At 66.2% G+C, this 16,368-nt stretch carries 13 protein-coding genes and 1 tRNA gene; 13 read left to right on the top strand and 1 reads right to left on the bottom strand.

Annotation, left to right across the window (positions count from 1 at the left end; translation table 11 throughout):
• Nucleotides 1-9 precede the first annotated feature (9 nt).
• The 13 genes from GTQ99_RS00160 to GTQ99_RS00100 all read left to right on the top strand — a co-directional run bounded on the left by GTQ99_RS00160 (nt 10) and on the right by GTQ99_RS00100 (nt 16,113).
• Nucleotides 10-5,697 (top strand): glycosyl hydrolase family 8, encoded by a 5,688-nt coding sequence (locus GTQ99_RS00160; RefSeq protein WP_166613718.1) that lies wholly within the window; start codon nt 10-12, stop codon nt 5,695-5,697.
• Between the two features lie 3 nt (nt 5,698-5,700).
• Complete coding sequence (locus GTQ99_RS00155; protein ID WP_166613717.1) at nt 5,701-6,363, top strand: tail fiber protein; 663 nt, start codon at nt 5,701-5,703, stop codon at nt 6,361-6,363.
• A 58-nt stretch (nt 6,364-6,421) separates the two neighbouring features.
• Nucleotides 6,422-7,288: a hypothetical protein gene (locus GTQ99_RS00150; protein WP_166613716.1), complete on the top strand. Its 867-nt coding sequence runs from the start codon at nt 6,422-6,424 to the stop codon at nt 7,286-7,288.
• A 136-nt stretch (nt 7,289-7,424) separates the two neighbouring features.
• Complete coding sequence (locus tag GTQ99_RS00145) at nt 7,425-7,700, top strand: hypothetical protein (RefSeq protein WP_166613715.1); 276 nt, start codon at nt 7,425-7,427, stop codon at nt 7,698-7,700.
• Nucleotides 7,700-7,909: a DUF7620 family protein gene (locus GTQ99_RS00140; protein ID WP_166613714.1), complete on the top strand. Its 210-nt coding sequence runs from the start codon at nt 7,700-7,702 to the stop codon at nt 7,907-7,909. Before GTQ99_RS00145 ends, GTQ99_RS00140 begins: the two co-directional genes overlap by 1 nt.
• Nucleotides 7,906-8,262, top strand: a complete 357-nt coding sequence (locus tag GTQ99_RS00135; protein WP_166613713.1) for a hypothetical protein — start codon at nt 7,906-7,908, stop codon at nt 8,260-8,262. Before GTQ99_RS00140 ends, GTQ99_RS00135 begins: the two co-directional genes overlap by 4 nt.
• A gap of 84 nt (nt 8,263-8,346) precedes the next feature.
• Entirely contained in the window at nt 8,347-8,625 is a 279-nt protein-coding gene (locus GTQ99_RS00130; RefSeq protein ID WP_166613712.1) for a hypothetical protein, read from the top strand.
• A 309-nt stretch (nt 8,626-8,934) separates the two neighbouring features.
• Nucleotides 8,935-11,790 carry an AAA family ATPase gene (locus GTQ99_RS00125; protein WP_166613711.1) on the top strand — a complete coding sequence of 952 codons (2,856 nt, stop codon included), beginning with the start codon at nt 8,935-8,937 and terminating at the stop codon, nt 11,788-11,790.
• A gap of 136 nt (nt 11,791-11,926) precedes the next feature.
• Nucleotides 11,927-13,846 carry a type IV secretory system conjugative DNA transfer family protein gene (locus tag GTQ99_RS00120; protein ID WP_166613710.1) on the top strand — a complete coding sequence of 640 codons (1,920 nt, stop codon included), beginning with the start codon at nt 11,927-11,929 and terminating at the stop codon, nt 13,844-13,846.
• On the top strand, nt 13,843-14,469 hold the full coding sequence (locus tag GTQ99_RS00115; RefSeq protein ID WP_166613709.1) for an RDD family protein: 627 nt from the start codon (nt 13,843-13,845) through the stop codon (nt 14,467-14,469). The genes GTQ99_RS00120 and GTQ99_RS00115 overlap by 4 nt, the downstream gene beginning before the upstream one ends.
• Before the next feature lie 51 nt (nt 14,470-14,520).
• Nucleotides 14,521-14,808, top strand: coding sequence for a hypothetical protein (locus GTQ99_RS00110; protein WP_166613708.1), 288 nt, complete (start codon nt 14,521-14,523; stop codon nt 14,806-14,808).
• Nucleotides 14,809-14,835: 27 nt separating this feature from the next.
• Complete coding sequence (locus tag GTQ99_RS00105; protein WP_166613707.1) at nt 14,836-15,015, top strand: excisionase family DNA-binding protein; 180 nt, start codon at nt 14,836-14,838, stop codon at nt 15,013-15,015.
• A gap of 9 nt (nt 15,016-15,024) precedes the next feature.
• Nucleotides 15,025-16,113, top strand: a complete 1,089-nt coding sequence (locus GTQ99_RS00100; protein WP_476702856.1) for a tyrosine-type recombinase/integrase — start codon at nt 15,025-15,027, stop codon at nt 16,111-16,113.
• A 125-nt stretch (nt 16,114-16,238) separates the two neighbouring features.
• Here the strand turns inward: GTQ99_RS00100 and GTQ99_RS00095 are convergent.
• Nucleotides 16,239-16,331, bottom strand: a tRNA-Ser gene (locus GTQ99_RS00095).
• Nucleotides 16,332-16,368 lie beyond the last annotated feature (37 nt).

The following is a 16,368-nucleotide window of genomic DNA, read 5'->3' as shown; positions in this document are numbered from 1 at the left end:
TGGGGCGCTGTGCCAATTGTCCGTAACCTCATCCCCAACCCGAGGGCGGGCCTGAACCTCGCCGGTCTTGTCACTCACGGCGGGAACAACAACTTCAAGCTGGAGCGCCAACCCACCGAGGGGCCGAACGGCGGCACCACCTACAAGCTGTTCTTCTACGACGGCCAGTCCGGCGATGCCGGAGCCTTCGTCTTCCGCGGCCAGCTTGATGCAGGCACGTACACCCTGCGCTGGGAGGCGCAGACCAACGGCCTGGTGGAGAACGGCCACCTGTACGTGCGCAACACAGCGTCCACCGTCTACGGCCAGCGCCACTACACCGCCAACCGGCCGTGGACGCGAGACTCTCTCACCTTCACCCTGTCGTCTCGGCAGAGCATCGAGATCAGCTTCGGCCTCGGGTCATACGGCGTCACCAGCCACGGCTGCGTGTGGTTCACCAACTTCGTGCTTTCTGCAGGTACGGCAGTGCAGCCTTACTTCGATGGGGACACCCCAGACGTAGCGCCAACGATCAACACCCCGGGCAACACGTACGCGTGGACAGGCACCCGGCACGCGAGCGTGTCGACGTGGGACAACGCCGTGACCGCTACTGGCGGCGGGTCCACCGGCAGCACCGATGGGTCTTCGGGAGGCTCCGGGGCAGCGGGCACCGGGATCACCCTGGCCGACTGGTACCCCTACGGCGTCCGACCCAACGCCAGCCTCGCGCTGCTGCGCCAGCAGGCCCGCAACCGCTACGACAAGTTCAAGGCCTTCACCTGGACCACCAGCGGCGTCCCAACCGCCGGCATGGCTCGTGTCTACGCACCCGATCAGGGCTTCGGGGGTGAGAACGTCCGTAACTGCACGGTGTCCGAGGGCATGGGCTACGGCATGCTCGCCACCGTCGGCTTCGGCAACTCCCAACTCGGGTCCGGCATCTACGACCCTGAGGCCAAGACCTGGTTCGACCGCTTCTGGCGATACGTGAAGTACTACCTGGACGAGAACGGCCTGATGCACTGGTACATCGGGCCCGACGGCACCAAGCGCGGCAGCGGCGGCGCCAGCGACGGCGACTTCGACATCGCCCTCGCGCTCGTGTGGGCCTCGCGCCTGTGGGGCAACGCGACGGGCATCGACTACGGCGCCGAGGCGACGAAGTACATCAACGCCATCCTCGCCAAGGAGATCATCCCGCTCAGCTACAGCAGTCGCGGCAACCTCTACGTCAACGGTGACTACTGGGGCTACGAGTCCGTCGGCTACAGCTACTACCCCGACTACTTCGCACCGGGCTGGTTCCGCGAGTTCTACCGGCACACGGGGGACTCCCGCTGGCTGGACATCATCGCCAGGAACTTCCCGCTCGCGCTGGGCACCTTCTACAGCGGCGCGAAGTCCAACCCCTACGGTCTGCAGACCGACATCAAGGAAGACGGCTCCCCCAGCGGCGAGGCCAAGTTCGGCTACAACAACACGCGCTACCCCTGGCGCATCACGGCCGACTATGTCTGGAACGGCCCCAACACTGACGCACTGGCCAAGAACATGCCCATGCGCCTGGCGACGAAGCAGAAGGAGCGCGCCAACGGCAACGTGGCCGCCCAGCAGGCCGAACCTGCCATGGACTACTCCTACGTCGGCGGCAACGGCACCCCGTACATCAACGCCACCTACATGCAGGCGTACACGATCGGTGGGCTGACCGACTCAAGCCTGTCGCAGTGGACAGCCGACGGGATGACCTGGCTGGCCAACGACAACGAGCAGAACTACTTCAGCGTCTCCACCGCCGCCATGGCCTCCATGCTGGCAGCGGGCATCATGCAGCCCGGACTGGCCGGGACCACCACGGCGCCGACGATTCCGGAGGTGGAGCAGCCCACCACTCCGACGCCGACCACACCCACGGCGCCCAGCGGCTTCTCCCTCGTCGACTTCGACGACTTCACCGGATCTTCGCTCAACACCAACCGCTGGCGCCCCTACAGCAACGGCGCCGGGGGTGGCAGCAGTCAGCCGGCCACCGACGGCTGGCACCTGTGGGCGGACCCGGACAACACCGTCGGCACCATCCGCAGTCAGTTCAGTGATCCCGTCATCGTGTCGGGCGTCGACTACATCGTCGCCACCCCGGGAGCCAAGTGGCTCGCGGTCGACTGGATCCCGCTGGGGTCCGGGATCACGCGGCGCGTCGTGGAGGCGGCCACAGCGCTGGGGCAGCGCAACGTCTTCATCTTCTACAACATCGTCAGCCGCGACTACGGGGGCGCGGCGGCCGGCGGGGCCGCCAACGAGGCGCAGTACAAGCAGTGGATCGACGAGCAGCTGGACGCCATCGGCAACGCCTACACCGTCATCCTGCTGGAGCCCGACGGTCTGCCGCAGGTCCTCGGCATGCTCCGCGAGGGCCGCATCAGCCAAGCGGAGTTCGACGCGCGCATGACCCTCATGCGCTGGACGGTGACGCGCATTCGCCAGAAGTGCATCAACGCACGCGTCTACCACGACAACGGACACTCGCAGTGGCTCGGGTCCGCCGACATGGCCGCCGTGCTCGCCCAGGCCGGCGTCGCCGACTGCGACGGCATCAACGAAAACATCTCGAACTTCCGCCCGACACTGGACTGCGAAGCGCACGCCAACGGCACCATCGACATCCTGGAGAACCAGTACGGGGTGATCAAGGGCAAGCTCGGCTTCGTCATCGACACCTCCCGCAACGGCGCCAAGACCCCACCCAACCCGCAGAACTGGCAGAACCCCTCCGGCATCGCCCTGGGCGCGCGATCTCGATACAACCCCAACGGCCTGGACGGCGTCCGCCGCCGTCACGGCTGGATCTGGTGCAAGGTCCCCGGGGAGTCCGACGGCCCGTACAACCAGGGTGGCGACTGGATCCCGTCCGACCTGGGCACCGAGCCACCCGCGGGCACCGTGTGGCCCGCGCAAGTGGAGCACATCATCCGCAACTCGGTAATTAGCACCCCCGCCGTGTCCGGTGGGCAGGCCGCCATCGTCGCCGACGGCGCCCTCAAGGTCATCGGCACCGGCGACTTCGTCGGCGGCCTCACCCAGACAGCCAACCTGCAGAAGTACGGCCGCTGGGAAGTCAAGGCCAAGATCGACCGGGGACCGGGCTATGGACCGCTGATCGAGCTGAAGAGCGCCAGCTACGCCGACGGCGCCATCGGTCTGTTCACACACCGCGACGGCGGAGCGGACGAAGTGATCTTCTACGTCCGGGACACCAATGCCACGGTGACTCAGTCGACGGTGCAGCTGGACCTCACCGTGCAGCACACTCTCACCGTGGAGTGGACCCCCGCCGCCATCGTCTTCTACGTCGACGGAGGCAAGGCCTGGCAGCTGAGCGACACCTCGAAGCAGCCAGCGGGAGCGCTCGGTCTGGACATGTCCCTGGTGCTCGGCACCGGCTCCCCCATCGCAGCGCGCACGTCATCGACCCCGCAGCCCTTCAACCTGACCATCGACTCCGCGGCGATCTACGCACGGGACTCGGGCACCACTCCGAGCAACCCGACGACACCCACTCCGGGCACCGCCGGAGCCATCGTCAAGGACTGGTACGACGCCGCCGCCCCGCCGTCCATGGGCGTCACCAAGGCACGGCAGTACTCACGGGCCATCTACGACGCCTTCATGGACCTGTGCCTGACCACCGAGGGCTGCCGTCCCGGTGAGATGCGCATCAAGCGCCCCGACCAGCGCGACCCCGTCTCTGGAGCAGCAGGCACCGAGGGGGGCACGGTGTCCGAGGGCATGGGCTACGCGCTCATCCTCTGCGCGATCTACGGCAACCCGCAGCTCCCTACCGGTGTGTACGACGCGCTCGCCAAGAGCCGCTTCGACGCGCTGTGGGCCTACGTCCGCCGCTACCTCAACGTGCGCGGCCTGATGAACTGGTCGGTCGACAAGAACGGCAACGTCACCGGCTCGGGAGGAGCGACCGACGGTGACAAGGACATCGCCCTTGGTCTGATCTTCGCCGACCGCATCTTCGGCAGCAACGGTGCGATCAACTACGCCGCCGCCGCCAAGGCCATGACCGCCGCGATCAAGGCGTACGAGTTCATGCCCGCCAACCAGGCACCGGCCCACGTGATGCTCAACGGCGACCAGTGGAACAAGACCGACGACCGCTACATGGCCGACTACTTCCGCCCCGGCCACCTGCGCGAGTACATGGTCCTCGACAGCGACCCCCGCTGGGAGACGTTCATCGCGACCAACTACCCCATCGCCCAGGGCTACTTCGACCGCACCTACGCCACCGGCATGGTGCCCGACGAGTCCACCCGGACCGGCCAAGTCGTGCCCGGCGCCTCCTACAAGTGGTCGTATAACGCCATCCGGCACCCCTGGGGCGTCCTGCTGGAGTACCTCAACTTCCCCTCGGTAGCCAACGAGCTCGCGCGCAAGGCGGCTAACAAGCTGGCGTCCTTCGCCCGCAGCCAGACCGGCGGGGATCCCGCGGCCTTCAAGGCCGAGTACGAGCTGAACGGTCTGCCGACGCAGAGTTACAACAACCTGGCCTTCGTCCAGGCCATCGGTGTGGCCTCCCTCGCCGACCCGTCCAACTCGGCTTTCGCCTCGGCGTGCCTGGAGTACCTGTACTCACGGCGCACCACCGACAAGACCTACTTCGGCACCGGCCTGGCCGCGCTGGCCTCGGCCACCATGGCCGGACTCATGCAGCGGTACACCGACAAGGCGGCCACGCCCAACGCCGTCGCCCTCGCCGGCACGGGCAGGGTGACCCTCACCGGGTCGGGGCGCCCGCGCCTCACGGCCTACCTGCGCGGCACTGGCACCGTAAAAATGAGCGGACGCGGTCAGCTGCGCATCCCCGTCCAGTTGCGGGGACGGGGCGTGACGACGGTCGGGGCACGGGGGTCCTTGCAGGTGGGCGACCAGGCAGCGGCACTGCTGCTGCGTGGTCGGGGCACGGTGACCACCAGCGCCATCGGCTACATCCGCTCCACGACGGTCAGGCTCTTCGGGTACGGCCTCACCACGGTCAGGGGCCGCGGCCAGCTGTCCTTCCAGAAGCCGACCTACGCCCGCCCCCAGGTCGGCCCGGTGGCCCAAGAGATCTACGAAGGCCTGCTGCCCTTCACCGCCCGGGACGAGGAGACCAACTGGAGCTTGCTTCGCTTCGTGGACGTGCTGGCCCGCGGCCTGCAGGAGACCGACGACCTGATCCGGGACGCCGACGGACACCCCGGCTGGTCGGCGCTGGTCGACGCTGATCGGTCACCGCTCGGCGTACTCGCCTGGCTCGGTCAGTTCGTCGGTGTGGAGCCCGCAGCCGGCAGCATCACCGAGGAAGGTCAGCGCCTGCGCCTGCGCGAAGCCTCGGGCTTCCAGCGAGGCACCCCGGCTGCCATCCGCGGCGCGGCTCGTCAGAGCCTCACCGGCCGCAAGCGCGTGCAGCTCTTCGAGCGCGACGGCTCGGCCTACCGCATCCGGGTGGTCGTCTTCGCGTCCGAGACGCCAGACCCGGACCTCACCCGCCGATTGGTCATGGCAGCAAAACCGGCAGGCATCAATCTACAATTCGTAGTGGCGTCGGGAATGTCTTACAACGACCTGAAAGCAACCGGCCTCACATACCGGCAGCTGGTCACGGTATATCCGACCTATGACGATATGAGTGCCGCCCTTCCGCCGGGCGACCAGGAGTAGCCAGTGCCTTTCACCAACATCTTCAAGCTCTTCTGGCCGGACGGCTCATCGTCGAACGACATCGAAGGCGACCTGAAGGCGCTCGCTCAGTCAGTCGAAGCGGCCATGGACGCCATCGTCCCCGTCGGCGTCCCGCTCCCTTGGCCCTCCCAGCGACCGGTGCCACCTGGCTACATCGCCTACCAGGGCCAGACCCTCGAACGGACTCTGATCCCCCGCCTGGCCGCCTTCATCGGTGGCAGCGGCGCGACCGTCACCCTGCCCGACTACACCGGCTTGGTCTTGCGTGGCGGCAAAAGCGTCGCGCTCGGCACGGTCACCGGTAGGGACGATGTGACCCTCACCGAGGCACAGCTGGCTCCGCACGAGCACCCCTTCACGGGTGCTCCGCACGACCACGGCATCAACGACCCCCAGCACGCTCACAGGGTCAACAACGACTACGGCCTCCGGGTCATGGCCACGGCCGCGAGTTCGACGCAGTACGCAGCCCGCGCCGAGTACGGCAACCAGGCCATCAGCCCGACCATCATCCAGCCCGAGCCGACCGGCATCGACATTCAGCCAGCCACGGCGGGCGGCACCGTCGGACGGACGGGTGGCGGTCAGCCGGTCTCGATCATCCCGAAGTCCCGAGTCGTCGTGTGGATGACGAGGGCTGTCTGATGGCCTGCCCCGCTGCCTTCGATCACTGGTCCCTGCTCGCACGATGGCTGGAGGCCTAGTGTCCAAAGAAACAGACGGCATCGTCGCCAAGCACGCCAACTCGGGGCTCGGCGGCCACGTCACCAGCATCACCTCGTCGGCTCCCGGGCGGGCCGTGGGCACCTACCACGAGCGCAAGGCCACGCCGTCGGCGACGGACAAGATCGGGAAAGGGCTGGCAGTCGACTTCGGCGACGACACTGGCGACACGAAGACGGCCAGCAAGATGGCGATCTTCAACCTGTTCGCCCAGGACAGCGCCAGTCTTGCCGAGCTGTTTCACTCTCACGCCGACTTCTACGTGAAGAACGGTCGGCGCTATCCCATCGCCGACTTGGACCGTGGCGTCTACAACGACCACTTCGACCACATCCATGTCGCCGTCGCGAAAGGCACAGTGCTCGCATCGGCCCCACTCAACAACACCAAGGCGAATGCCGTCGTGGTACCGACAACAGTCTCGGAGGACAACGTGCCCGCCTTCAACACGGTAATGGACGCCGACTACACGCCGACCTTGAACGGCTCGTGGCGAGTGGAGTGGGGTGGCGGTGTCATCACCTCGGGCGACGCTGCCTTCTTCGGTTCCATGGGTGGCCAGCAGAATCCACACGGCTTCGTATCGATTGCTCGCACCGCAAGCGGCAAGGGGCACTGGCTGCTCGCTGAGGACGGCGGCATCTACGCCTTCGGTGACGCTCAATTCTATGGCTCCTACTGGAACATTCCGGAAAAGGACCGACAAGGCGTTCGGTCCTTTGTCAGTGTCAAGCGCATCTCGTACGCCGACGGTGAGGGGTACCGCATCATGGGCACCGATGGCTCCTGGTACGACTTCTCGCCGCAGCGCGCCGCTGAGCTTCGCGCGAAGGGCACGCTCGGCTAACTAGTCATGCCAGCGCTACTTGCGAGGTGAAATCTACAATGTGGTCACTACCCATTCCGTGTGGCCACGCCACCCCGCCTCCGTCAGGTACTCGTGAGTGCTCTCAGCAATACAGGCCACGCAACCAGCAGGACCTATGATCTCGCCGGACTCGTTGAGTCCATTCACCATGAGCCTGGTGGCGCTCGGCGGATGGGGCTTCCTGATCTTTGCTGTCCTCACGGGCATCTTGGTCACGAAGAGGCAGTACGACGAGATGAAGGCGCAGCGCGACGAGTGGCGCGACGTGGCACGCATGAGCGAAGAGGCCCGCAGGACGCTGGAGCAATCCGTCAACCCGTTGATCGAGCAGGTCAAGACGAGCAACCATCTGCTGAACTCCATCCGCGACCGGGCGCCAAGGTCACGCTGATGAAGCTGTTGTTCTGGCGGCATGACGATTCCATGGACCGGGCAGACCTCAGTCGCGCCAAGAATGAAGCGGAAGCGTCGATCGAACGCTCACGCGAGATCGCATCCGAAGCCGACGAGGTAGCGCGCAGGAGTGCAGAGCTGCGCGAGAGCAATGGCTTTGCCGAGGCCATCTTCGACATGATGTTCCCCGGACAACACCGGCCATGACCATGCTTCAGCTCTACTACGTCTTCATGGTCACCAGCGGGCTGGTCATCGCCGGCTGCATGGGCCGCTTCATCCAGCTCTTCACGCCGCCCATTCGCGCCTGGTGGCTTGCCACGTCGATGTATCTGCTGACCGGCAGCCTCATGGTCCAAGGACTTCGCGTTGCCGTCATTTACGGGCTTCGCCTCGGCGGCCTGGAGACCACCAACCTGGACCGCTGGATCAGCGGAGTGCTGACTCTCGGCTCGGTCATTGCCGCTGTCTTTTTCCTCCGCGGGTATCTGCGTCAGCGGGAATGGGGACCAGGCGCTGGCCGACACCCGGGGCGCTCCGAGAACGCATCGCCCGACTAGAGGCAAATTGCGGGAGAATGGGTCATCCCATTCCAAGGAGACACAATGGACTCAGTACTACACATCGACGTAACCGTTCTTGCGATGGCAGTCGCCCTGCTGCTGCCGCTGGTGACCGGCGTGGTGACCAAGCTCCGTGCCGGCTCAGCGATCAAGGCCGTGAGCACCGCCGTCCTGTCGGTCGTCACCGGCATCGTCAGCACGGCACTCGCCAGCCCGGCCGCAGGCATCCCCGTGGTGGAGACGGCCTACGCGATCTTGTTCGCCTTCGTCTCAGCGACCGCCTCGTACTACGGCTTTTGGAAGCCCACTGGTGTGGCTCCCGCCGTTCAGAAGGCCACCGCCGAGGTCGGCCTGGACTAGGCCGAGGGACTCTCCGTGCAACTACTTTCTGTCACTGCCCGCGGGTGCTCCGGCATCCAGCGGGCAGTACTGCGTAACAGGGGCGACTAGAGGCACATAAGGGACATAACCGCTGGTCACAAGCTCGCGCGCAAGCGCTGAGCGTCTACTGGGCTGCTCTCTTCTGTCCTTCACAGTCCGCCAGGACTGGTCTAGCCTCATCGCACGAGGTAACGGTCCGTAATGCAGGAGGTGATCCCGTTGGCTACGACAAGCTTCAAGGCAGCGGGGTCTGCAGCGGCTCGGATCGAGTACCTGAAGGACCCGGACGTGACGATCGAGCGCGACCTGGGGACGCCCGGGGAGCGCTACGTGCACTACTACGCCGACGGGTCCACCTCGGGCTTCGCGGACGTGGGGGGCGCTCTGGCGGCGACCCTGGGGGTTCAGGGGGGCATCTCCGACGCGCAGTTCCAGGACCTCTTCGAGGGCCAGTGGAACGGCGAGAAGGTCCGGCAGAAGGCCGGTAGCCGGGACGTGAAGGACGCCGACGGCAAGGTCATCGGCCGCGAGGCCGTGTCCACCCCGGGCATCGACATCGAGTTCTCCGTGCCCAAGTCCGTGTCCCTGGCCTTTGCCCTCGCAAAGGATCAGGAGACCGCGGACGCCATTGCGCAGATCGTCATGGACTCGGCCAAGTACGCCTGGACCGAGGGCGTGCAGAATCACGTCATGGGTGCCCGGGTGCGAGTGCCCAACGGAAAGCCGGGACCCAGCCCGCAGGTGGCGATGAAGGCCGACCTGCTGTCCACCTTCACGCTGCAGCACGCGGCTCGCCCAAACAAGGCGACCGAGGAGCGCGGCGGGGTCGTGGATCCGCACCTACATGTCCACTGCTTCACCTTCACCAGCTGCCAGGTGGACGGGAAGTGGTACACCTTCGACGAAGCTGGCATCAAGCGCACGGCGCTGTACCGGAACGACATCTTCATGTCCGAGGTCGCCCGGCGCCTGGAGGCCATGGGCGTGGAGCTGGACTACACCTCGGACTGGTCTCCCCTCAATGACCTGGAGGCAAAGCGCTACGAGCGTGAGGGCAAGGTGCACGACCGCTCCCGCTTCGACCGGCTGCGCAAGGGCTACATCAGCTTCGAGGTGAAGGGGATCGAGAGGAAGCTGGTCCGCTTCGCGTCGTCCAATCACGAGCGCAAGTACCAGCTCATCAACGACTTCGAGGCCAAGCACGGCCGCAAGCCGACCGAAGTCGAAGTGGCCAAGATGATGCGGGTCACCCGGTCGAAGAAGCAGGACAAGGACATGGACGCCCGGCCCGACCGGGCGCGGTGGGTCGATCACTTCCGTCGTCATGGATTCGAAGCTCCCCTCTACTCCAGGGGCGAGCGTGTTCCTCTGCGCGAAGACCGCTTCGCGATCCTGCACGAGCGGCTCATGGGCCCGAAGGGTCTCCTGCTGTCCGAGGCGCGGCTCAACAGCCCGGAGGACGAGTGGAGTGGGCCGACCGTAGCAGCGTGCACGGGGGCCTCCATCAAGGAGTCGCTGATCCGCTGCAGCATCGACCTGGGCATCACCAAGGAAGAGTTGGCGGCTTACGAGGCAAAGCTGCGCGATGAGCTGATCGTGCTGCGGCCGGCGAACGACGACCGCTTCGCGCTCTTCACCACCCAGGTGCAGCTGGACAAGGAGCAGTACATCACCGACCGGCGCCGTCAGAAGGTGCAGGACAAGCTGCTGGGTGTGCCAGAGGCCGTCATCCAGCGGGTGATCGCGGAGCAGTCGGTAGACCTGGACGGCGAGCAGATCGAGGCCGTGCGCCGTGCGGTCTCCACGTCGGGCTGGGTGCACATCGACGGTTACGCGGGTGCCGGCAAGTCGACGACGGCGCGAGCCATTGCCGAGGTGCTGCGGGAAGGCAAGCGGGCCGATGAGGTGATCGCCCTGTCGGTCGCCAACAAGACCGCCGTGGAGTTCGGCCAGAAGGTCGACGCGGACCACTCGGGGTCCATCGAGTCCATTCTCAGCCGCATCGAGCGGGGCAAGATCCAGGTCACCGATCGCACGGTGTGGATGATCGACGAGGCGGCCATGGTGGACACCCACCGGCTGTCCGAGCTGTTGAAGGCGACCGGCCGCGGGCGGGTCGTCCTCATCGGCGACCCCGAGCAGCTGAATCCGATCGGCCCGGCCGGCTGGTACCAGGAATCCGTAGCCGAGCACGGGTCGGCCACCTTGACCGCCGTTCACCGTCAGACCGACGCGCGCGACATCGCCGACTACGAGTTCATTCGCAAGGGCCGTGCCGACATTGCTCTGGAGAACCTGGCGGAGCGCGGGCGCATCCACATCACCGAGGACGAGAAGGACCGCATGGCCATGGTCATGGCGGACTACCGCGCCTGGCGAGATGAGGGGCACGCGGCGGCTGACATCCGTCAGGTCATCGAGACCTCCAACCAGGATGTGGACACCATGAACCGCTTCGTCCAGCGCGACCGGATGGGTCGGGGCGAGGTCGGTGGCAACAGCTACACCGTGGAGGACTCCGAGCAGGGTCGACGCTGGACGCTGCGCGAGGGCGACCAGGTCCTCTTCCTGCGCTCCTACTTTGAGAAGGGCGGGGTGTCCATTCCCAACGGCACGACCGCCACCGTCATGGCTCTGCAGACCGAGCAAGGCGGGGAGCGGGCCTTCGCCCACCTGATGACCGACAAGGGGATGCTGCCGCCGATCTGGATCAACAAGTCCGAGAAGACCCAGGCCCTCGGGCTGGCCTACGCGCAGCACGCCCAGAAGATGCAGGGCGGCCAGGCCAAGATGGTCCAGGTCCTCCCCTCTCCGCAGTCCGACCAGCAGCGCGGCTACAGCACCATGACGCGCTCGGAGGAGGCCAGCCACGTCTACATCGACCGGGAGTCCTTCGGCCCGCAGGCCAAGGAGCGCCTGTCCGAGGTGTGGCGGACTCGGGTCCACAAGATCACAGCTCTGTCGATGCACCACGCGACAGAGCGTGTCCAGCCGTCCCCGGAGGGTAGGGACTTCGGTCGGCCTCAGGAGTCCCCGGAAGCCAAGCAGCGCAGCCGAGCTGATCGTCTGCTGGCCGCGATGGGGCGTGGAAATGCCCGACCTCGGGTGCGGGAGCGCTCTCGCGAGATCGGTTACGACCTGTAACGAGAGGCCGATCCGCTTGCCCGGCAAGGCTCTCCGCCGAGAGCGAACACGGTGGCACCGACGTAGCGGCTCATGCCTGGTTGCGGCTACAACCTGATCAGCCGACCCCCCGGTCGGCCTGAGCAGGAGGTGTGATATGGCCCCCGCCGTCACCTGGAAGACCCGCTTCCCGCAGATCGCCCTCAGCCGGCTCACCGACATCGGTGAGTGGCTGGCCAAGGGCATCGGGGACCGCTCCGAAGAGCTCGCCGACTACCGCGCCAGCACCTGGCAGTGGCGCATCGATGAGCTGGAGGAGCAGCAGACCGGCCTGGACAAGATGATCGGCCGACGCGACCCGCACCTCGATGCCGCGATCAAGACTTACGAGCGGCACCAGAAGGCAGTGGTCGAGGACTGGCTCGTGAAGTACTTCCGGACCGACTCCCAGTTGATCAAGAAGTACGACATCGACATGGTCAAGATCGCCTTCCAGCGCCGGTACCCCACCCTCCTGCACTGGTTCCACGACGCCAAGCTCCCCGCCATCGAGTGGTGGCGCTGGGATCGTGAGCACGGCATGGTCAACGCCCTGTACGTCGGCCTCCACCGCGACGGCATCAAGCGGACCAAGCCCAACACCAACATGATGGTGGTGGGCAAGCCGCAGCAGGACCTCGGCAAGACCAGCGCCATCATCATCCCCAACGTGGTGGCCCACTGTGGCCCGGTCGTCGTCACCACTCCCAAGAACGACGTTCGTCTGCGCACCGCTGCCACCCGCAGCCTCATCGGGCGCGTCCTCATCTGGGCGCCGGACGGCGGCAACGAGCGCGTGGCCGAGATCATCGAAGCCGAGAGGCACGGAGACCCGTCCGAGCAGACCTACCTGCGGTGGTCGCCGCTGCAGGCCTGCACGGACTGGTCCAACGCCCAGCTGGTCGGAAAGCTGATCGTGGCCGGTAGGGATGCGTCGATCACGACCAAGAGTGAGTCCGGGCAATTCTTCGAGGTGACCGCCTCGCAGGTGATCGCGTGCGTCATGTTCGCCGCTGCCATGAACAAGATGAGCATGCGCGTGGTCGTGGAGATCTTGGCCGGCCACAACATCGACGCCCTGGAGGAGATGCGAGAACAGTTCCATGAACTGCACCACGATGTGCCGGCCGCGGTGCTGGGTGGGCTGCTGCGAACCGACCCCGGCCGCACCCTGCCGAGCATCTTGACCACGGCCTCGGTCGCTCTTGAGTGCTTCCAGAACGACCGTGCCCTGGCCGTCACCGAGAACCCCAACTTCGACATGGACGCCTTCATCCTCGGCGAGGACGGTGGCGCCTGGGGCACGCGCCTCGATGAGCTGCTGACCGAGCGGAACATCCCGCCGCTGGGCCTGGAGCGCCGCGCAGACACCATCTATGTGGAGCCGGAAGACCAGACGGTCTGTGCACCGCTGGTGGCGGTCTTCATGACGATGCTGCGCAAGCGGGTCGCTCAGCTCTACAAGGAGCGCGAGGAGCGCGGCGAGGAGCCGATCCCTTTCCTGCTCTACGCCCTGGACGAACTGGCGACCATCGCCCCGATCGTGGACCTCGGCGAGCAGCTCTCCATCGGCCGTCAGGGCTACATCACCCTGGGCGCTTTCCAGGACATCAACCAGATCGGGGAGCGCTGGGGAGCCAATGCACAGATCACCTTTCTCTCGTTGTTCCAGAACATCGTGGTCTTGCCAGGTCTGTCCAACGTGCAATTCCTGAAGGACATCTCCACGATGCTCGGCGACGAGCAGCACACTATTCACTCCGAGAGCGGCGAGGGCGAGCGCCGCAGCTCGTCGCTGCAGTACATCCGCCAGGACCAGATGCCGCCCCACGTCGTCCGGGAGGGCCACCCTGTCGACTGGCGACTGTGTCTCTTTCTCCCCCACCACGGCCGGGGCTACGAATGGGTCCGCGCGACCCCGCACTGGGATCACTTCGAGGAGCCGCTGTGGCAGCAATTCATGGACGCAAGTGAGGACCTGTCCGATGCCGGTGCTTTTCTGAAGATTCCCGCACAGAAAGCGAAGGTGGCGGCATGAGCAACTTCCTCTACGAACCCGGAAAGCTGACCCACCAGACCGAGCACGGGTCCTCCTTCGTCCACCGTGACGGCTACTACCGCGGCTCCAAGCTGGCCAACGTGGGCCAGCGCGCCGCCTCCGGGCTGATCGATTATGGGCCGGCGATCGTCTTGTGGATCATCGGCTGGCAGTGGCGGACCCCCACCCCGATCAGTCCGTATGGTTTCGAGGACTCCGTCCAGGCCTTCGCCGCGGTCTTCGGCGGCATCGTCGCCAACCTCATCGACCCCGGCAACATGATCCTCTTCTGGACCACCCTGATCGTCTGGTTCAACGTGGCCTGGATGCAGGGCCGCACCGGACAGTCGATCGGAAAGCTGATCGTCGGCACCCGGCTGACCTACCCCATCGTGGACCCACACCTCACCTCCGAGGCCTACATGACATTCCCTGGCGTGGCGCGGTGCACCTGGCGGTCCTGGTTCTTGATCGTGGACCTGTTCCTGTTGCTGGTCACTTTCGTGAAGATCGGAGTGAACGACCACCGCAAGTCCTTCGCCGACACCGTGGCCAAGACCATTGTCATCGGGCCGAGCGAAAGGCGACCGTTGGTCGACATGCGCGGCGCGCCCGACCGTTGATCGGAAAGATGATCTATGCATCATGATGCGGATGGGCCTACCATGTCGGATGTGAACGCGAAGACCGAGTGGGACGTTCCCACAATCGACGGTGAAGGGTGGGCCAAGGTCGGCCACTCGGCTGCCTTCGACGGGTACTTCTTCGCTTGGTCGGGATGGGGCGAGACGGCCGGCTCCCAGCGAGGCGATCACCCGGACCTCCTTTCCCTGATGACCAAGACCGCCGACTACATCGACTGGGACGCCGTGCCCGAGTCGACCGTCGACGCCCTCGCGGCGATGGCGGGACGCCAGGCCTACCGGGTCTCGCACCTGCTGGCCCGCAAGCTGGCGTCGTAGGTGGTAGCCGGTGAGCACCGGCCACTGATGAGCAAGGGCGAGGCGGCCGTCTACATGGGCGTGCCGCCTCGCTTCATCGACCGGCTGGTCTACCAGCGCCGGGTGGCCTTCGTGAAGGTCGGCAAGTACGTCCGGTTCCGGCCCGAGGTCCTGGACCAGTGGATCGAGGACAACACCATCGACCCGGACGAGGACGACGACACGTAGGAGGCGATCGTGGGGCGGCGATCCTTCGGATCGGTAAGGCAGCTCACTAGCGGGCGCTACCAGGCCCGCTACACGGGAGCCGACGGGCAGAGCCGGACCGCCCCCATGACCTTCGTGACCAAGGCGGACGCCACCCGCTGGCTGTCGAAGACCGAGACCGAGCTGTCCTCGGGCCAGTGGGTGGACCCGCGCAGCGCCACGGCCACCTTTGCCTCCTACGCCGACGCCTGGCTGACCCAACGCACGGTCAAGGGCAAGCCGTTGGCGCCGCGCACCCAGCAGACCTACCGCCACAGCCTGGACCGCTGGCTGCTGCCCAAGCTCGGCAAGCTCAAGCTGGCCGCGATCACCCCGACCGTGGTGCGGTCCTGGCACGCCGAGACGATCAAGGCGACGGGCCCCACGGCGACCCGGCAGGCCTACGCCCTGCTGCGCTCGATCATGAACACCGCCGTCGCCGACGACATCGTGGCCCGCAACCCGTGCCGCATCACGGGCGCCGGGCAGCCCAACAGCCCCGAGCGCCCGCTGCTGGACATCGACACGGTCATGGCTCTGGCCGACGCGATGCCGGCGTACCTGCGCACGCTGACCCTGGTGACCTTCTGGGCTCACCTGCGCATCGGCGAGGTCGTGGCCCTCCAGTGGCGGGACATCGACCTGGACGCTGGCACGCTGCGGGTGGAGCGCCAGCACGTGGAGATCAAGGGCAAGGGCCCGGTGGCGACGCCACCCAAGGTGGCCAGCGTCCGCACCCTCCACCTGCCCACCCAGGCGGTGGAGTTGCTTGCCAAGCACCAGGCCGAGCACCCCGGGCTGCTCACGGACTACGTCTTCGCCCGCCGGGACGGCTCCCAGCTACGCGCCTTGCACATCCAGAACGCCGTAGAGAGTGCCCGAAAGCGCCTTGGTCGGCCCGACCTGCACTTCCATGACCTGCGGCATGCCGGGCTGACCCTGACGGCCCAGCTGGGAGCCACGCAGGCCGAGGTCATGCGCCGTGCCGGCCACAGCTCCACCCGGGCGGCAGCGATCTACCAGCACGCCGCCATGAGCCGGGACAAGGACCTCGCCGACCTGCTATCCAAGATCGGCTAGGCCCGCTGATTCAAGATCTGGATGGTTAGTGGCACGGAGGCTCCGGCCATGGCGAGCGCACGACCCCACCGTCGGCCCGCCAGGCGTGCCAAACATAGCTAAAACCGCTGGTCAGAAGCCTGCAGCGGAGGGCATGGGATTCGAACCCATGAGGAAGGAGTGGGTACCTCCCTAGCGGTTTTCAAGACCGCCGCCTTCAACCACTCGGCCAGCCCTCCGCGCGGCGCGCCGCGGCGCCACGCCCGGCCAGTCTAC

It is taken from the genome of Kineococcus vitellinus (assembly GCF_009906315.1).
GTDB classification, from domain to species: Bacteria; Actinomycetota; Actinomycetes; order Actinomycetales; family Kineococcaceae; genus Kineococcus; species Kineococcus vitellinus.
The sequence above is the reverse complement of the archived record's forward strand: the minus strand, read 5'-3'. Positions and strand labels throughout refer to the sequence as shown.

What these genes read in the sequence shown, in the direction of transcription:
- GTQ99_RS00120 (WP_166613710.1), top strand. Translation starts at nt 11,927, where the DNA reads ATGGCCCCCGCCGTCACCTGGAAGACCCGCTTCCCGCAGATCGCCCTC.
- GTQ99_RS00140 (WP_166613714.1), top strand. Translation starts at nt 7,700, where the DNA reads ATGAAGCTGTTGTTCTGGCGGCATGACGATTCCATGGACCGGGCAGAC.
- GTQ99_RS00115 (WP_166613709.1), top strand. Translation starts at nt 13,843, where the DNA reads ATGAGCAACTTCCTCTACGAACCCGGAAAGCTGACCCACCAGACCGAG.
- GTQ99_RS00135 (WP_166613713.1), top strand. Translation starts at nt 7,906, where the DNA reads ATGACCATGCTTCAGCTCTACTACGTCTTCATGGTCACCAGCGGGCTG.
- GTQ99_RS00130 (WP_166613712.1), top strand. Translation starts at nt 8,347, where the DNA reads ATGGCAGTCGCCCTGCTGCTGCCGCTGGTGACCGGCGTGGTGACCAAG.
- GTQ99_RS00145 (WP_166613715.1), top strand. Translation starts at nt 7,425, where the DNA reads ATGATCTCGCCGGACTCGTTGAGTCCATTCACCATGAGCCTGGTGGCG.
- GTQ99_RS00105 (WP_166613707.1), top strand. Translation starts at nt 14,836, where the DNA reads ATGAGCAAGGGCGAGGCGGCCGTCTACATGGGCGTGCCGCCTCGCTTC.